The 14,982-nt window shown below is 63.2% G+C and carries 15 protein-coding genes; 4 read left to right on the forward strand and 11 right to left on the reverse strand.

Features of this window, described 5'->3' with window-relative positions; translation table 11 throughout:
* Positions 1 to 177: 177 nt before the first annotated feature.
* Both NKK51_RS28945 and NKK51_RS28950 read right to left on the reverse strand, forming a co-directional pair.
* Positions 178 to 384, reverse strand: a complete 207-nt coding sequence (locus tag NKK51_RS28945; RefSeq protein ID WP_128304273.1) for a tautomerase family protein — start codon at positions 382 to 384, stop codon at positions 178 to 180.
* Between the two features lie 72 nt (positions 385 to 456).
* Positions 457 to 1,377: an SMP-30/gluconolactonase/LRE family protein gene (locus tag NKK51_RS28950; protein ID WP_352555576.1), complete on the reverse strand. Its 921-nt coding sequence runs from the start codon at positions 1,375 to 1,377 to the stop codon at positions 457 to 459.
* A 364-nt stretch (positions 1,378 to 1,741) separates the two neighbouring features.
* On the opposite strand from NKK51_RS28950, the gene NKK51_RS28955 reads away from it, so the two are divergent.
* Complete coding sequence (locus NKK51_RS28955; protein ID WP_013528833.1) at positions 1,742 to 1,909, forward strand: hypothetical protein; 168 nt, start codon at positions 1,742 to 1,744, stop codon at positions 1,907 to 1,909.
* 103 nt (positions 1,910 to 2,012) lie between these two features.
* On the opposite strand, the gene NKK51_RS28960 is transcribed toward NKK51_RS28955, so the two are convergent.
* From NKK51_RS28960 to ccmA, 4 genes are all read right to left on the reverse strand, one after another.
* Positions 2,013 to 2,594 (reverse strand): DsbE family thiol:disulfide interchange protein, encoded by a 582-nt coding sequence (locus NKK51_RS28960; protein ID WP_023811300.1) that lies wholly within the window; start codon positions 2,592 to 2,594, stop codon positions 2,013 to 2,015.
* A complete protein-coding gene (gene ccmD, locus NKK51_RS28965) occupies positions 2,591 to 2,758 on the reverse strand; it encodes a heme exporter protein CcmD (protein WP_352555578.1) in 168 nt (55 codons plus the stop codon). The genes NKK51_RS28960 and ccmD overlap by 4 nt, the downstream gene beginning before the upstream one ends.
* A 123-nt stretch (positions 2,759 to 2,881) precedes the next feature.
* Positions 2,882 to 3,547 carry a heme exporter protein CcmB gene (ccmB, locus tag NKK51_RS28970; RefSeq protein ID WP_352442575.1) on the reverse strand — a complete coding sequence of 222 codons (666 nt, stop codon included), beginning with the start codon at positions 3,545 to 3,547 and terminating at the stop codon, positions 2,882 to 2,884.
* A gap of 25 nt (positions 3,548 to 3,572) precedes the next feature.
* Positions 3,573 to 4,178: a heme ABC exporter ATP-binding protein CcmA gene (gene ccmA / locus NKK51_RS28975; RefSeq protein WP_352555580.1), complete on the reverse strand. Its 606-nt coding sequence runs from the start codon at positions 4,176 to 4,178 to the stop codon at positions 3,573 to 3,575.
* 280 nt (positions 4,179 to 4,458) lie between these two features.
* Here ccmA and acnA point away from each other — a divergent pair, with 280 nt between their 5' ends.
* Positions 4,459 to 7,149, forward strand: a complete 2,691-nt coding sequence (gene acnA / locus NKK51_RS28980) for an aconitate hydratase AcnA (protein WP_127273510.1) — start codon at positions 4,459 to 4,461, stop codon at positions 7,147 to 7,149.
* 71 nt (positions 7,150 to 7,220) lie between these two features.
* On the opposite strand, the gene NKK51_RS28985 is transcribed toward acnA, so the two are convergent.
* The gene (locus NKK51_RS28985) at positions 7,221 to 7,892 is read right to left on the reverse strand and encodes a ceramidase domain-containing protein (RefSeq protein ID WP_128304276.1); all 672 of its coding nucleotides are present in this window, start codon (positions 7,890 to 7,892) and stop codon (positions 7,221 to 7,223) included.
* A gap of 172 nt (positions 7,893 to 8,064) precedes the next feature.
* On the opposite strand from NKK51_RS28985, the gene NKK51_RS28990 reads away from it, so the two are divergent.
* Together NKK51_RS28990 and NKK51_RS28995 are read left to right on the forward strand one after the other, a co-directional pair.
* Complete coding sequence (locus tag NKK51_RS28990) at positions 8,065 to 8,865, forward strand: DUF1223 domain-containing protein (protein WP_023811305.1); 801 nt, start codon at positions 8,065 to 8,067, stop codon at positions 8,863 to 8,865.
* A gap of 605 nt (positions 8,866 to 9,470) precedes the next feature.
* Positions 9,471 to 9,857: a DUF2794 domain-containing protein gene (locus NKK51_RS28995; RefSeq protein ID WP_023811306.1), complete on the forward strand. Its 387-nt coding sequence runs from the start codon at positions 9,471 to 9,473 to the stop codon at positions 9,855 to 9,857.
* Between the two features lie 123 nt (positions 9,858 to 9,980).
* Here NKK51_RS28995 and NKK51_RS29000 read toward each other — a convergent pair whose 3' ends face one another.
* The 4 genes from NKK51_RS29000 to NKK51_RS29015 form a co-directional block, all read right to left on the reverse strand.
* Positions 9,981 to 10,553 carry a GNAT family N-acetyltransferase gene (locus NKK51_RS29000; protein WP_023811307.1) on the reverse strand — a complete coding sequence of 191 codons (573 nt, stop codon included), beginning with the start codon at positions 10,551 to 10,553 and terminating at the stop codon, positions 9,981 to 9,983.
* A 106-nt stretch (positions 10,554 to 10,659) separates the two neighbouring features.
* Entirely contained in the window at positions 10,660 to 11,439 is a 780-nt protein-coding gene (locus NKK51_RS29005) for a Bax inhibitor-1/YccA family protein (protein ID WP_352555581.1), read from the reverse strand.
* Between the two features lie 226 nt (positions 11,440 to 11,665).
* Positions 11,666 to 14,215 carry an ABC transporter permease gene (locus NKK51_RS29010; RefSeq protein ID WP_352555583.1) on the reverse strand — a complete coding sequence of 850 codons (2,550 nt, stop codon included), beginning with the start codon at positions 14,213 to 14,215 and terminating at the stop codon, positions 11,666 to 11,668.
* The gene (locus tag NKK51_RS29015) at positions 14,215 to 14,910 is read right to left on the reverse strand and encodes an ABC transporter ATP-binding protein (RefSeq protein WP_013528821.1); all 696 of its coding nucleotides are present in this window, start codon (positions 14,908 to 14,910) and stop codon (positions 14,215 to 14,217) included. The genes NKK51_RS29010 and NKK51_RS29015 overlap by 1 nt, the downstream gene beginning before the upstream one ends.
* Positions 14,911 to 14,982: the final 72 nt, after the last annotated feature.

Here is a 14,982-nt window from a genome sequence, read left to right on the forward strand (position 1 = left end):
CTCGCGTCATCAGATGCTGGCCTCCAATCCAGCCAGCATCTTGAATCACAAACATCCGGCTTTGGGAATCCTACGATTCTCTCAAAATAGGAATCGCTCTAGGGTCTCCGCGACGTCGCTTCGCGACTGCTTCGCCCTAGGATGACGAAGGAAAGGGGCTTCGCCATGCCTTCGAAATCAACCCTTTCGCAGCGTCTCCACATCCGTCTTCCCAACATACCAATCACGCGCATTGACCTCCTCGAAAACCACCCAGACATCGTTATTGCCGAGGCCGGTGGCGTCCATGATGGCCGCCGTGACCTTTTTGGCGATGTCCGCCTTCTTGCCCGCCGGATCGGCTGATATCACTTCCTTGACGATGCGGATGTTGACGAATGGCATTTTGTCCTCCCGGATGTTCGTGCTCACGACCCGCTTCGATGAAACCGTCGAACGGCCGCCAGTGCTCAAGTCTCAGTATGTCTTGGCGCCGTTGACCATCAGCCGCACCATGTAGAGCGACGTGGTGCCGGCGATGTAGAGGCAATTCAGCTTGTTGCCGCCGAACACGCAATTGGCGGTGACTTCCGGTACCTTGACCTTGCCGATCAGCGTGCCGTCCGGATCGTAGCAATGGATGCCGTCGGCGGCACTGGTCCAGATGCGGCCGTCCTCGTCGAGCCTGAAGCCGTCGAACAGGCCGGCCGTGCAGTCGGCGAAGACTTTCTCGCCCGAAACCTTCTTGCCGCCCTTGCCGACATCGAACACCCGCATATGCGCCGGATTCTGCGCGCCATGCGTGCGGCCGGTGTCGACGACATAAAGCTTGCTCTCGTCGAGCGAGAAAGCCAGGCCGTTGGGCCGGACCATGTCGGTGATGACGGCTTCGACCTCGCCGGTGCCGGGATCGACCCGGTAGACATGACAGGCGCCGATTTCGCTCTCGGCCCTGTCGCCCTCATAATCCGTATCGATGCCGTAGCTCGGATCGGTGAACCAGATAGAACCGTCGGATTTCACCACCGCGTCGTTTGGCGAATTCAGCCGCTTGCCCTTCCATTTGGCCGCGATCGTAGTGACCGAGCCGTCGAACTCGGTGCGGCTGACGCGGCGGCCCGAATGCTCGCAGGTGATCAGCCGGCCCTGCCGGTCGACGCTGTTGCCGTTCGAATTGCCGGACGGCTGCCGGAAGACGCTGACATTGCCGTCGGTCTCGTCATAGCGCAGCATGCGGTTGTTGGGGATGTCGGACCAGACGACATAGCGGCCGGCGGCGAACCAGGCCGGCCCCTCCGCCCACTGGCATCCGGTGAACAGCTTCTCGACCTGCGCGTTGCCGTTGAACAGGCGCGCGAAGCGCGGATCGAGAATTTCATAATAGTCCGCAGCCGCCATGCTTTTCCTCCCGGCATCAATGACACCGGATCAAGACAGCCGGAGGGACAGAAGGCAATGTGGGTACGCACAGTGTGATGCAAAAGATCGCTTGCCGGCTCTGCGCATGACGTTAATGCATGTCGCCCAAAAGTGGCCCCGGTTTTGGGAGAACGACATGCATAAAAACAAAGACCTGAAGCGCGTCGCCTGAATCCGTTCAAACGCGACGCGCTTTAGCGCCGCATTAACCGGCTATGCGTTCAGCGCAATGGTGCATTGCAACATCTTCTTTTTGCAATGCACAATTACTATGTCATGCTTCGTATCGATCAAGGGAGGAAGAAACGGCCGCCGAAACGCGGCGCCAAAAAGGAACCTTGCTATGATCCTCGACAGTCTCATGACCCGCGCTCGCAACAGCATTGCCAAGCGCAAGCACTACAACCGCCTTGTCGCCGAAATCGACAGCTTTTCCAGCCGCGATCTGGCCGACATGCGCGCCGACCGCTCGGAAATGCTCTACCAGATCCACAAGCAGATCTACGGCTGAGTATTCGATCGCCTCATCACGTTCGCCATCCTTGGGCGTAGCGACGCGTAGCGTTGCGAAGACCCAAGGATGACGAAGCTACGCGTATAGGCGCGTCGCGACGTCAGTTCGACGCCGCCAGCGCCTTGTCTATCTGTGGCAGCAAGAGATCTCTCGCCGTCTCGGGCGTCAGCGGGCCGACATGCTTGTAGGCGATCTTGCCGTCCTTGCCGATGACGAAGGTCTCCGGCACGCCGTAGACGCCCCAGTCGATCGCCGCACGGCCCGCTTCGTCGACCCCTATCGCCTGGAACGGATTGCCGAGATCGCCGAGGAACCGGCGTGCGTTTTCCGGCCGGTCCTTGTAGTTCAGCGCCGCCATGCTGAAACGCTTGTCCTGCGACAGCGCCAGAAGCACCGGGTGCTCTTCGCGGCATGGCGCGCACCACGACGCGAAGACGTTGACCAATGTGACCTTGCCGGCGAAGGTTTTCGAATCGAGCCCCGGCAGGTTTGAGCCCTCCAGCGCCGGCAGGCTGGTTTGCGGCGCAGGCAGGCCGATCAGGGCCGACGGCACTTCCGAAACATCGCGTCCCGACAGCAGCTGCGACAGGAACAGTCCGGCCAGGCCGAGGAAGATCAGCAGCGGCAACAGCACGAACAGGCGACGAGTGCGCGGGGGCGGCGTTTCTGTTTCGATGCTCATGGCTTTGCGACCTTGTCGGAGCGACGCCTCACGCCGGACGCCTCCAGTTCGGCAAGCTCACGCCTGCGCGCCCGCTGGTCGAGCAGGATCCAGCCGATCAATCCGGCCAGCACCACGGCGGTGATGCCATAGGCGGCGGTCACGTAGAGTGCATGCGCGCTCATGCGACGGGCCCCGCTGAAGTGCGGCCTTCCAAACCGATCATGTCGCCCAGTCTAGACATGCTTTTCCTTAGCCTCGCTCCGTCGGCTTCGCAATCGGTCGCCGCGCCGCAGTCATACGCCGCGTCAATCCGTGCCATGGCGCAGCGCCAGCGCCGCCGAGACCGGACCCAGCACGCCAAGGAACAGGGTTAGCGCGGCAAGAATGAGGAAGGGCTGCAGAAACGGATCGGGATTGGCGGTCGCCCCATAGCTTGCCGAAACGCCGAAGATCAGCACCGGAATGGTCAGTGGCAGCACCAGAACCGAGATCAGCAGCCCGCCACGCGGCAGCGCCACCGCCACCGCCGCACCGGCGGCGCCGATGAAGGTGATGGCAGGCGTGCCGACCAGCAGCGTCAGCGCCGTGGCGCCGATGCCGAGCGGCTCCATGTTCATGAACAGCCCGAGCAGGGGCGCGGCGACCACCAGCGGCAGCACGCTGCCCGCCCAATGCGCCAGGCATTTCACCAGCACCGTCAAGGCCAGCATGTGGCGATCATTGCCGAGCACCAGGAGATCGAGCGAGCCGTCCTCGCGATCGGCCTGGAACAGCCGGTCGAGCCCGAGCAGGCAGGACAGCAGCGCGCCGATCCACAGGATGGCCGGTCCGATGCGGGCCAGCAGCTTCAGGTCCGGCCCGACTCCGAACGGGATGGTGGCGATGACGGCGAGGAAGAAGATGACCCCGGTCAGCGCCCCGCCGCCCGCACGGATGTTGAGGCGGATGTCGCGCAGGAAGAGAGCTAGCATAGTTTGAGATGCTCGCGCGCCATCATCAACCCGTTTCCCCCATCCTCAACTCCATCCCCTCGATCCCCAGCGGCAGATGCGTCGCCGCGACAATCATCCCGCCATCCGTGCAATGCTTGGCCATCAACCCCGCAAACCGCGCCTCCGACGCCTTGTCCAGCCCTGCTGTCGGCTCATCCAGCAACCACAATGGCCGGTGGCTGACCAGCAGTTTCGCGATCGCCGCCCGGCGCCGTTGCCCGGTCGATAGATAGCCGAATGGCAGGTGGCCGATGCCACCGAGCCCGACCGTTTCCAGCGCCTCTTTGACGCCGAGCTGTCCGTCGCCGTTGAAGTCGCGCCAGAAGCGCAAATTCTCCGCCACGCTGAGCGCCGGTTTCATTGCGTTCTGGTGGCCAAGGTAGTGACAGGCCGAGGCAACAGACGGAAACGCTTCGCCGCCACCCTCGATCCTCACGCTGCCTTGCGCCACCGGCAGCAGCCCGGCGATGACCCGCAGCAGGGTCGACTTGCCCGATCCGTTCGGCCCCGTGACGATGAGCGCCCGACACTCCTCCAAGGCAAAATCGATGCCGGAAAACACCGCCTCGCCGCCTCGCTCGCCGCACAGATTTTCGGCGATCAGCCGCATTCCTCGCCTGCCCTGAAACCATGTGTCGCGGCCGCTGCCGCATCGCACAAATTTGCTTTCCAACTGTCTAGAACTATTCCAGAAAATTCTCTATATGCGGTGCATCCGTGCCAGCGGTCGGCACGGGAACAGAATTAGCGCCGAACCAGCGCACGCGCCGCCTTGAACGGCTCGGGTTGCTTGGGAACGGACAGCGGAAATGGCCGTACCCGCACCTTTGCGCGTGATTGCATGCCATCGGCGTCCGTTCCCTTTCAGGCTGAACAGACAAGGATCGCACGTGTCAAAATCCCTCGACAGTTTCAATTGCCGCCGCACGCTGACCGCAGGCGGCGCGGAGTATGCCTATTTCGACCTCATCGAGGCCGAGAAGAACGGTCTCACCGGCATCTCGCAGCTGCCCTATTCGATGAAGGTGCTGCTGGAAAACCTGCTGCGCAACGAAGACGGCCGCTCCGTCACCAAGGAATCGATCCAGGCGGTGGCCGGCTGGCTGACCGACAAGGGCACCGCCGGTGTCGAGATCGCCTATCGCCCGGCCCGCGTGCTGATGCAGGATTTCACCGGCGTTCCGGCCGTGGTCGACCTTGCCGCGATGCGCGACGCCATGGCTTCGCTCGGCGGCGATCCGCAGAAGATCAACCCGCTGGTGCCGGTCGACCTCGTCATCGACCATTCCGTCATCGTCGACGAATTCGGCACGCCGATGGCCTTCGCCCGCAATGTCGAGCTGGAATATGAGCGCAACGAGGAGCGCTACAAATTCCTCAAATGGGGCCAACAGGCGTTCCGCAACTTCCGCGTCGTGCCGCCCGGCACCGGTATCTGCCATCAGGTCAACCTCGAATATCTCGGCCAGGTGGTGTGGACCAACACCGAGGACGGCGAAACGACAGCCTATCCCGACACCTGCGTCGGCACCGATTCGCACACCACCATGATCAACGGCCTTGGCGTGCTCGGCTGGGGCGTCGGCGGCATCGAGGCCGAGGCGGCCATGCTCGGCCAACCTGTCTCCATGCTTTTGCCTGAGGTGATCGGCTTCCGCCTCACCGGCAAGCTCAAAGAAGGCGTCACCGCCACCGACCTCGTGCTCACCGTCACCCAGATGCTGCGTAAGAAGGGCGTCGTCGGCAAGTTCGTCGAGTTCTTCGGGCCGGGCCTCTCCAACATGACGCTGGCCGACCGCGCCACCATCGGCAACATGGCGCCCGAATATGGCGCCACCTGCGGCTTCTTCCCGGTCGACTCGGAAACCATCCGCTACCTCACAATGTCCGGCCGCAGCGAGGACCGCATCGCGCTGGTCGAGGCTTATGCCAAGGCTCAAGGAATGTGGCGTGAGACCGGCTCGACCGATCCGGTGTTCACCGATCTGCTCGAGCTGGAACTTGGCTCCGTCGTGCCGTCGATGGCCGGACCCAAGCGGCCCGAGGGCCGCGTCGCCCTGGAAGGCATTCCGGAAGGTTTCGCCAAGGCGATGGAGACCGAATACAAGAAGGCCGCCGAAATCTCCAAACGCTACGCAGTCGAAGGCACCGACCATGATCTCGGTCATGGCGACGTCGTCATCGCCGCCATCACTTCGTGCACCAACACCTCGAACCCGAGTGTGCTGATCGGCGCCGGCCTCCTGGCCCGCAACGCCAACCGCCTCGGTTTGAAGCAGAAGCCATGGGTGAAGACCTCGCTGGCGCCGGGCAGCCAGGTGGTCGCCGAGTATCTGGAGAAATCCGGCCTGCAGAAGGAACTCGATCAGATCGGCTTCAACCTGGTCGGCTTCGGCTGCACCACCTGCATCGGCAATTCCGGCCCGCTGCCGGCGCCGATCTCGAAGACCATCAACGACAAGGGCCTGATCGCTGCCGCGGTCTTGTCCGGCAACCGCAACTTCGAAGGCCGCGTCTCGCCCGACGTGCAGGCGAACTATCTGGCCTCGCCGCCGCTGGTCGTCGCGCACGCGCTGGCCGGCACCGTCACAAAGGACCTGACCACCGAGCCGCTCGGCGAGGACAAGAACGGCGAGCCGGTCTACCTCAAGGATATCTGGCCGAGCTCGGCCGAGATCCAGGAGTTCATCGAGAAGAACGTCACCCGCGAGCTGTTCGCCCGCAAATATGCCGACGTCTTCAAGGGCGACGAGTACTGGCAGAACGTCAAGGCGCCGGAAGGCCAGACCTATGCCTGGGACGACAACTCGACCTATGTGCAGAACCCGCCCTATTTCGCTGGCATGACATCAGGTTTCGGCAAGATCGGCGACATCAAGGGCGCCCGCGTGCTTGGCCTGTTCGGCGACAAGATCACCACCGACCACATTTCGCCGGCGGGTTCGATCAAGGCGGCTTCACCGGCCGGCAAATACCTCACCGATCACGGTGTCGGCGTCGCCGACTTCAACCAGTACGGCACAAGGCGCGGCAATCACGAGGTGATGATGCGCGGCACCTTCGCCAACATCCGCATCCGCAACCACATGCTGGGCGAGAACGGCCGCGAGGGTGGCTACACCATCCACTACCCGTCGAAGGAAGAGGAATCGATCTACGACGCGGCGATGGAGTACAAAAGGGAAGGCGTGCCGCTGGTTGTCTTCGCCGGCGTCGAATACGGCAACGGCTCGTCGCGCGACTGGGCTGCCAAGGGTACCAATCTCCTCGGTGTCCGCGCGGTCATCGCCCAGTCCTTCGAGCGCATCCATCGCTCGAACCTGGTCGGCATGGGCGTTATCCCCTTCGTCTTCGAGGAAGGCACCTCATGGGCATCGCTCAACCTCAAGGGAGACGAGCTGGTCGAGATCGACGGCTTGAGCACCATCAAACCGCGCCAGACGATGATCGCCAAGGTCACCTATGGCGACGGCACGGTGAAGAATGTGCCGATCATCTGCCGCATCGATACGCTGGATGAGCTCGATTACTTCAAGAACGGCGGCATCCTGCAATACGTGCTGCGCGATCTTGCTGCTTAGTACGGGAGTAAGGGAGTAGGGCAGTAAGGGAGTAGGGAAGGGAATCCCTATTCCCCTATTCCCCTATTCCCCTATTCCCCTACCTTCGGCTTCCCAAACCGCGCCGCTGCCGCCAAAAGCACGCTGAGCATCACGCCGTTGAGGATGTGCCAGAGGAAGTGCGTTCCGAGCGGAAAGCTGCCGCAGACCACCGGGTCGATCATCCGGCAGATGACGGACACGACGAAGATCGCCGAGCCCGCCAGATTATACCAGCCGGCGCGATTGCCGCTCACCGTCACCCAGACACCGAAGAAGGCGAGCGCCAGGAACGGCGGCAGATAGCCCGTCGTACCGTTCGACGCCTGGCGCAGCCAGTCCGGCACGGCAAGGGTTATCGCCCCGGCAAGCACATAGAAGGCAATGAAGATGGCAATGGCCTTGCCCCATCGCATGCCGAGGAAGCGGCGTAAATTGAACAGCGTGTAGGCCAGCGTGAAGCCGGCGATCGGCAGCACGTCGGCCCAGACCGTGCCCTTGGTGGCAAAGGTGTGGAAGATCGTCGAACCGATGCCGATCGCCACCACCCACCAAGCCAGCACCTCGGCGAAGGCGCCGGTGCCCAGCCTTCGCACCTCGCGCACGCCCCACAGGCCGGCGGCGATGAAGGCGAGATTGGTCAGGGCGTTGACGGGTTCGGACCAGAATTCCGGGCCGGTCCGCTCGCAATAGAGGTCGACCGGCGCCAAAAACGTTTGCCACATCGTGATTGCCGCCCGAATCGGTTTCTATCCTGAAGCGCAGATCCTTCCTATTGCGGGGTTGCGGTCAGCTGCAATGGCAAAATTTCACCGCAACGTGACTTCCCGTTGACTTCCGGTTCTGCCACATATTTTAGCAATCAAGATAAAGCCGGCACCACCGGCGGGAATCGGAATGGCCATGGCCTCGCGAAAATCATTGTGGCTGGCAGCTCTTGCGCTGGCCTTCTCGGCGTCTGCCGGCGCCGGGCATGCCGGCGAATCCGATCGCGCCCATGCCGACCGGGTCCAGATCGACAGGCTCCAGATCGACAGGCCATTGGGCGTGGTCGAACTGTTCACCAGCCAGGGCTGCAGTTCCTGCCCGCCGGCCGATACGCTGTTCTCCGAACTTGCCGCTAAGGAAGATATCGTCGCGCTCGCCTATCACGTCGACTATTGGGACTATCTCGGCTGGCAGGACACGCTGGGCCGCAAGGAGAACACCGAGCGGCAATACGACTACATGCGCGCCTTCGGCAGCCGCTCCGTCTATACGCCGCAGGCCGTCATCAACGGCCGTGTCCACGTCAACGGCGCCAGCCGCGGCGAGGTCGATGGCGCGCTCGCCCGCATGGCCAAGAACGGCGAAGGCATGCGCGTCGCCGTCAAGGTCAGCCGCACCAGCGACCGTGTGACGATCGACGCCGGTGATGCCGGCAACGGCCCCAGCGACGCCCATGTCGTCATCGTCTATTTCGACCCGCCGCAGACGGTCAAGGTCGGCGAGGGCGAGAATACCGGCCGCAAGATGACCTACTGGAACGCCGTCACCGGGATTCAGACCGCTGGCATGTGGCATGGCAAGGCACAGCGCTACGAGCTGCCGATGAGCGAGATTGCCAAAAAGGGCGGCTGCGCCGTGCTGCTGCAGTCGGTCGGCAAGGACGGCATGCCCGGTCCTATTCTCGGCGCCGCGTTCATCCACAAGCCGTAACGGACGCCGGCGCCCCCCATCTTCGCTAGGACTGTGGATGGGAGGCCCCTCATCCGGCCGCTTCGCGGCCACCTTCTCCCCGAGGGGAGAAGAGGTAAAGCGCCGCCGCGATCTCCTCTCCCCTCGGGGAGAGGTCGGATTGTCCCGAATTGCCCCTTCGCAATTCGGTTGGCAATCCGGGTGAGGGGGACGCGACGCTCGGTGAAACCGCACTCGACTCACCACCCAATAAAAAACCGACGTCAGCTTGCTTCTGACGTCGGTCATTTAGGTTTTGGGATCGTCGCACCCGGTTCTTCCGAGGAAGAGCCGAGGTTGGTTCGATCCGACGCAGACCCGTGGGCGGGGGGCTTGGGGTTTACGAGCCGGTGCCGGACCGAACCGTCTCAGGCAACACCGGTAAATTCGTCGGACATTGGGGCATGAGCGCGGATAAAAAAAGGCAGAAATGTGGCGGAACATCACCAATTCCAACACGGCGTTTCATAAAAGTGACTGGACGTGACGAAAACGGCGCGGCGCGGGGCTCGGTTCGCTAGGCCTTGCAATTCAGTCGCGAACACGCCAACTTTGGTTGGCAAAGATTCATTTTGAAGGATCGAGGCATGACGGATGACAGCGGCGGGACGGGGGATGGGGACGCATCCGCGATATTGATCCCGCTGCACGAGGCACGACGCGAACGTCTCGATCAGCCGGTACGGTTTGACCGCCGCGAGTTGGACCAGATCCTCAGGCTCTACGGACGCATGGTCGCTGCCAATGAATGGCGCGACTACGCCATCGATCATCTTGCGGACCGCGCCGTGTTTTCCGTATTCCGCCGCACCAGTGAAGTGCCGCTGTTCCAGATCGTCAAGGATCCGAAACTGGCCCGCAAGCAGGGCGCTTTTGCCGTCATCGCCGCCGGCGGCCGCATCCTGAAACGCGGTCAGGAACTTGGCCGCGTGCTTGGTGTGTTCGACAGCAAGCTCAAGGTTGTAGAGGCTTGAGCTACGGAATTGAAGAAACTGGAGAATTGAAGAATTGAAGAATTGGGCACTCGACGCCTGATGTAACCGCCTTCTTCTTCAGTTCTTCAGTTGTTCAGTTCTTCAGTTCCCCAATTCCTCGCTTCAGTCCCCTTTAAGACGAAACTTCCGCTCCGGCAGCGAGCTCGGATCGGGCGGCGCCGAGGCACCGCCATTCAGCGACAGCTGCATGAACACCGTGTCCAGCCAGCGCCCATGCTTGTAGCCGGAACCTTCGAGGCGTCCCGAATAGCGAAAGCCGAGCTTTTCGTGCAGCCGCACCGAGGCACTGTCGGGACGGCCATCGCCGATCACCGCGATGATCTGGCGAAAGCCCGCCGTCGTCACTGCCTCGATCAGGCTTTGCATCAGCTTGAGCCCGACGCCCTGGCCCTTGGCCTCGGGCGCGACATAGACCGAATCCTCGACGATGAAGCGATAGGCCGGGCGCGGCCGGAAGGCGCCGGCATAGGCGTAGCCGAGAACGGTGCCGTCCTTCTCCGCCACCAGGTAAGGAAAGCCGCCGGCCATCAGGCTGTCGAATCGAACACCCATCTCCGCGCGGCTCGGCGGCTCCAGCTCATAGCTCGCCGTGCCTTGGGTCACCGCGTCGGCATAGATGGCCGTGACGCTGTCGAGGTCGGCCACCGTGACAGGCCGGATCGTAATATTGCTCATTGTTTATGCATGTCGTTTCTCTGCTCGCAATAACAGCAAAGGCCAAGACAAAAGAAAAGGGCGGCCGTTGGGCCGCCCTTCCGGAAGTTGATGGTCCAATGCCGCTTTAGCGGCGGTCGCCCATGAACTGCAGCAGGAACATGAACAGGTTGATGAAGTCGAGATAGAGCGTCAGCGCGCCCATGATCGCCTTGCGGCCCGCGACGTCGGAAGTGTCGCCCTCGAAATACATCTCCTTGATCTTCTGCGTGTCATAGGCGGTGAGACCCGAGAAGATCAACACGCCTAGCGCCGAGACGGCGAAGGACAGTGCCGACGACTGCAGGAAGATGTTGATCACCGACGCGATGATGATGCCGAACACGCCCATGATCAGGAACGAACCGAAAGCGGTCAGGTCGCGCTTGGTCGTGTAGCCATAGAGCGACAGCGCGCCGAAGGCCGCGGCGGTTGCGAAGAAGGTCTGCGAAATGCTGGCCGTGGTGTAGACCAGGAAGATCGAAGACAGCGACAGACCGACGAGGCCGGCATAGATCCAGAACGTCGTCTGCGCCGCCGAAACACTCATCGATTGGACGCGGAACGACAGGAACAGCACGGCGGCCAGCGGGGCCAGCATCACCACCCAGCGCAGCGGCGAACCGAAGATCGCGTAGCCGAACGAGGTCAGCATCACGCCGCTTGGCAGCGTCGCAACAGCCGAAGCCGGATCGGTGGTGGTGGCCAGCATGATCGTGCCGACAGCGGCAAGACCGGTGATGAGGAGGCCAAGCCCCATCAGGTTGTAAACCTTGATCATATAGGCGCGCAGGCCCTGATCGATGTCGGCACCGACGCTGACGCCGGGCACGGCGCGCGTCTGGTAGTTGCGAATGGGATCAGCCATTGTAGTCCTCTATTGCTTCTGCCCCGTCCGGTGTCAGGTCCTTCCGGACCCAGGCGCCGCTGGCAGGGCTCCAGCATGCCTGTGGCGAAATATGATGGTTATTCGCGTCAAGAACAAGACCGTAACCGGATGTAACGGTTCGTGAGGCAACCAAGTGCCGATTCCTCGGCTTCCGGACGGCTTTCTTACCAAGATTTAATCCAGGATGCCTTTTCCGGGCCTGTCGTCACAGGTTGCGCAGCACCGGTGCTGCCTTGTGGCCGAGCACCCGCCAGGTGCCGGCGAGACCAATGCCGACCGTGACCACCAGCGAAAACAGAATGGTTGCCACCGCCACCTCCGGCATGAAATGCGACGGCAATGTCATGATGCGCGCGACGACGAACCAGGCGGCAGCACTGCCCGCTGCCAGCGCGAAGATGGCGGTGGCCAGCCCGATCAGCATATATTCGAGCGAGAAGGCCGATATCACCGTCGTGCGTGTCGCACCCAGCGTCTTCAACACCACCGCATCATGGATGCGCGCCCGGTTGCCGGCTGCAAGCGCGCCGGCCAGCACCAGCACCGAGGCGATCAGCGCCACGCCAGCGGCGGCCCGGATCGCCGTGCCGAGTTGCCCGACCAACCGGTTGACGACATCGAGCGCGTCCTTGACCCGCACCGTCGTCACCGCGGGGAAGGCGCGGGTGACGGCGTTGAGGATGCGGGCGTCGTCGGCCGTCGAGGCACTCTTTTCGGTCAGCGTCGCCATCCAGCCATGCGGGGCGCCTGCGAATGTGTTGGGCGAGAAGACCATGACGAAATTGATGCCCATCGTCTCCCATTCGACCTGGCGGAAATTGGCGATCCTGGCGGTGACATTGCGGCCCAGCACATTGACGGTGATGGTGTCGCCGAGCTTCAGCCCGATCTCCTTGCCTTCTTGCGCCGAAAACGAAACCAGCGGTTCGCCGCTGTAATTTTCGGGCCACCAACTGCCCTCGGTCAACGTCGCGTTCTCCGGTTGCCTGGTGTCATAGGTCAGGCCGCGGTCCCCCCTCAGCACCCAGGCGCCTTCCGCCGGCACTTTCACCTTGTCGACATCGACACCGTTCAGCGCCATCACCCGGCCGCGCAGCATCGGCACCTTGGCCAGCACGCCCTGCGGGGCCTCCTTGCCGATCAGCGCCGAGAAAGACGCGACATCGGCGCTCTGGATGTCGACGAAGAAGAAGTTCGGCGCCCGTTCCGGCAGGCTGCCGGAGATCTGCCGCCTGAGATTGCCATCGATCAGCGCCAGCGTCACCAGCAGCGTCAGGCCAAGCCCCAGGGACAGCACCACCGATGGCGTCAGGGCGCCTGGCCGATGAATGTTGCCGATGGCGAGCCTGAGCGCCACGAAGCGCACGCGCGGGCTTTTCCTGGCCGCCCATTGCACCAGTGCGCCGACCACGCGCAGCACCAGGAAGGCGAAGACGGTAGCGCCGACAAAAATCGAGGCTATGCGCTGGTCGCCCGAGAACAGAATGGCCAGCGCCGCAAGCAACAGCGCGATGCCTATGGCGGCCGCGACATAAGCGGGGCGCGGCAAGCCGCGGCCTTCCAGCCCCATTTCGCGAAACAGCGCGGTTGCCGGCACGTCGCGGGCGCGGCCGAGCGGCAGCAGCGCGAAAGCCAACGTCACCAGCAGGCCGAACAGCGCCGCCATACCGAGCGCGCCGGGATAGAAGCCGCCTTCGGCAGGCACCGGAATGACGGATTGCAAGGCCGCACTCGCCGCGAACGGCATCAGTGCGCCGAGCACAAGGCCCAGCACGATACCCAATCCGGCTATGATCAGGATCTGCACGAGATAGACGGCAAAGACGAAGCCGCCCGAAGCGCCCAGGCTCTTGAAGGTGGCGATGACGCCGCGCTTGCCGTCGAGATAGGCGCGTACCGCATTGGCGACGCCCACGCCGCCGACCACCAGCGCCGTCAGCCCGACCAGGGTCAGGAACTGCGAGAAACGTTCAATGTTGGACGACAGCGCGGGCGCCGCGTTGCTGCGTGTGCGGATCGACCAGCCTGCTTCGGGGAAATCCGTGGCGGCCTTGTCCTGGACGGCTTTCAGCCGCACCTCGTCGGCGTCTGCCGGCAGCCGGATCTTGTAGGCATTCTCGACCAGGCTGCCCGGCTGGATCAGTCCAGTGGCCGCCAGTCCGTCGGTCGAGATCATCAGCCTTGGGGCGAAGCCGAAACCGTCGGACACGGCGTCCGGTTCGGCGACCAGCCTGGCGCGCAGTTCGAAAGTGGCGGTGCCGAGCTTCAGCCGGTCGCCGATCTTGACGTGCAACCGCTCGAACAGAAGATCGGGTGCCGCCGCACCGAAGACGCCGAACTCTTCGCCGAACAGTTCCTGTTTCGACCGTGCCGGCTCGGTCTCCAGCGTGCCATAGAGCGGATAGGCATGGTCGACCGCCTTGGCCTCGACCAGCGCCTGGTCGGATCCGTCGGCCAGACGCGCCATCGAACGCATGCTGGCGGTCCGGGAAACCGTGCCGAGCCCGTCAAGGAAGCTGCGCTCCGCCCGGCTGGCGTCACGCTGGTTGATCTGGAAGCGAAGATCGCCGCCGAGCAGCGTCTGGCCCTGATTGGCGACACCGGCGGTGATCGAACGCGCCACCGAGTTGACGCCGCCGATGGCCGCGACGCCGAGCGCGATGCAGGCGAGGAAGATCAGGAAGCCGGACAGGCCGCCGCGCATCTCGCGCAGTGAGAAGCGGACCGCGAGCCTCAACGTCCGGGACAGCGGCATCAGGCCGTCACCTTGACGGGGGCCGGTGCCTCGATCCGGCCCGAGCGCATCGAAACCTGGCGCGAACAGCGCGCCGCGAGCGCCGGATCATGGGTCACCAGCACCAGCGTCATGCCGCGCTCGGCCGCCTTGGCAAACAAGAGGTCGGCGACCTGCCGCCCGGTCGCCTGGTCGAGATTGCCGGTCGGCTCGTCGGCGATCAGGATGCGCGGCGACGGCGCCAATGCGCGGGCGATCGCCACGCGCTGTTGCTCGCCGCCCGACAATTCGCCGGGATAGTGGGTGACGCGGTCGCTGAGGCCAACCGCCGCCAGCTCGCGCGCCGCCACCGCGAACGGATCGGCATGGCCGGCCAGTTCCAGCGGCACCGCGACATTTTCGAGCGCCGTCATGTTGGGAATGAGATGGAAGGACTGGAACACGATGCCAATGTTTCGGCCACGAAACGAAGCAATCTGGTCCTCGCTTTTGCCGTTGAGCAGCTCGCCGGCGATTCGGACCGTACCCGAATCGACCCTTTCCAGTCCTGCAAGGACCATCAGCAATGTCGACTTGCCGGAACCCGAAGGCCCGACGATGCCGGTCGCCTCGCCGGTCGCCACATCGAGGCTCACCCCCTTCAGCACATGGACCGATGAAGCGCCCTCGCCAAGGGTCAGGGATACATCTTTCAGCGCGATGACCGCTTCTGTCAAAATGAAATCGTCCTATATCTGGAGATGAAGGCTCTGCTTGCCGGAAGCCGTCGAAGAATCCTAGCTCATATG

It is taken from the genome of Mesorhizobium sp. M0011 (assembly GCF_040324155.1).
Lineage (GTDB): Bacteria > Pseudomonadota > Alphaproteobacteria > Rhizobiales > Rhizobiaceae > Mesorhizobium.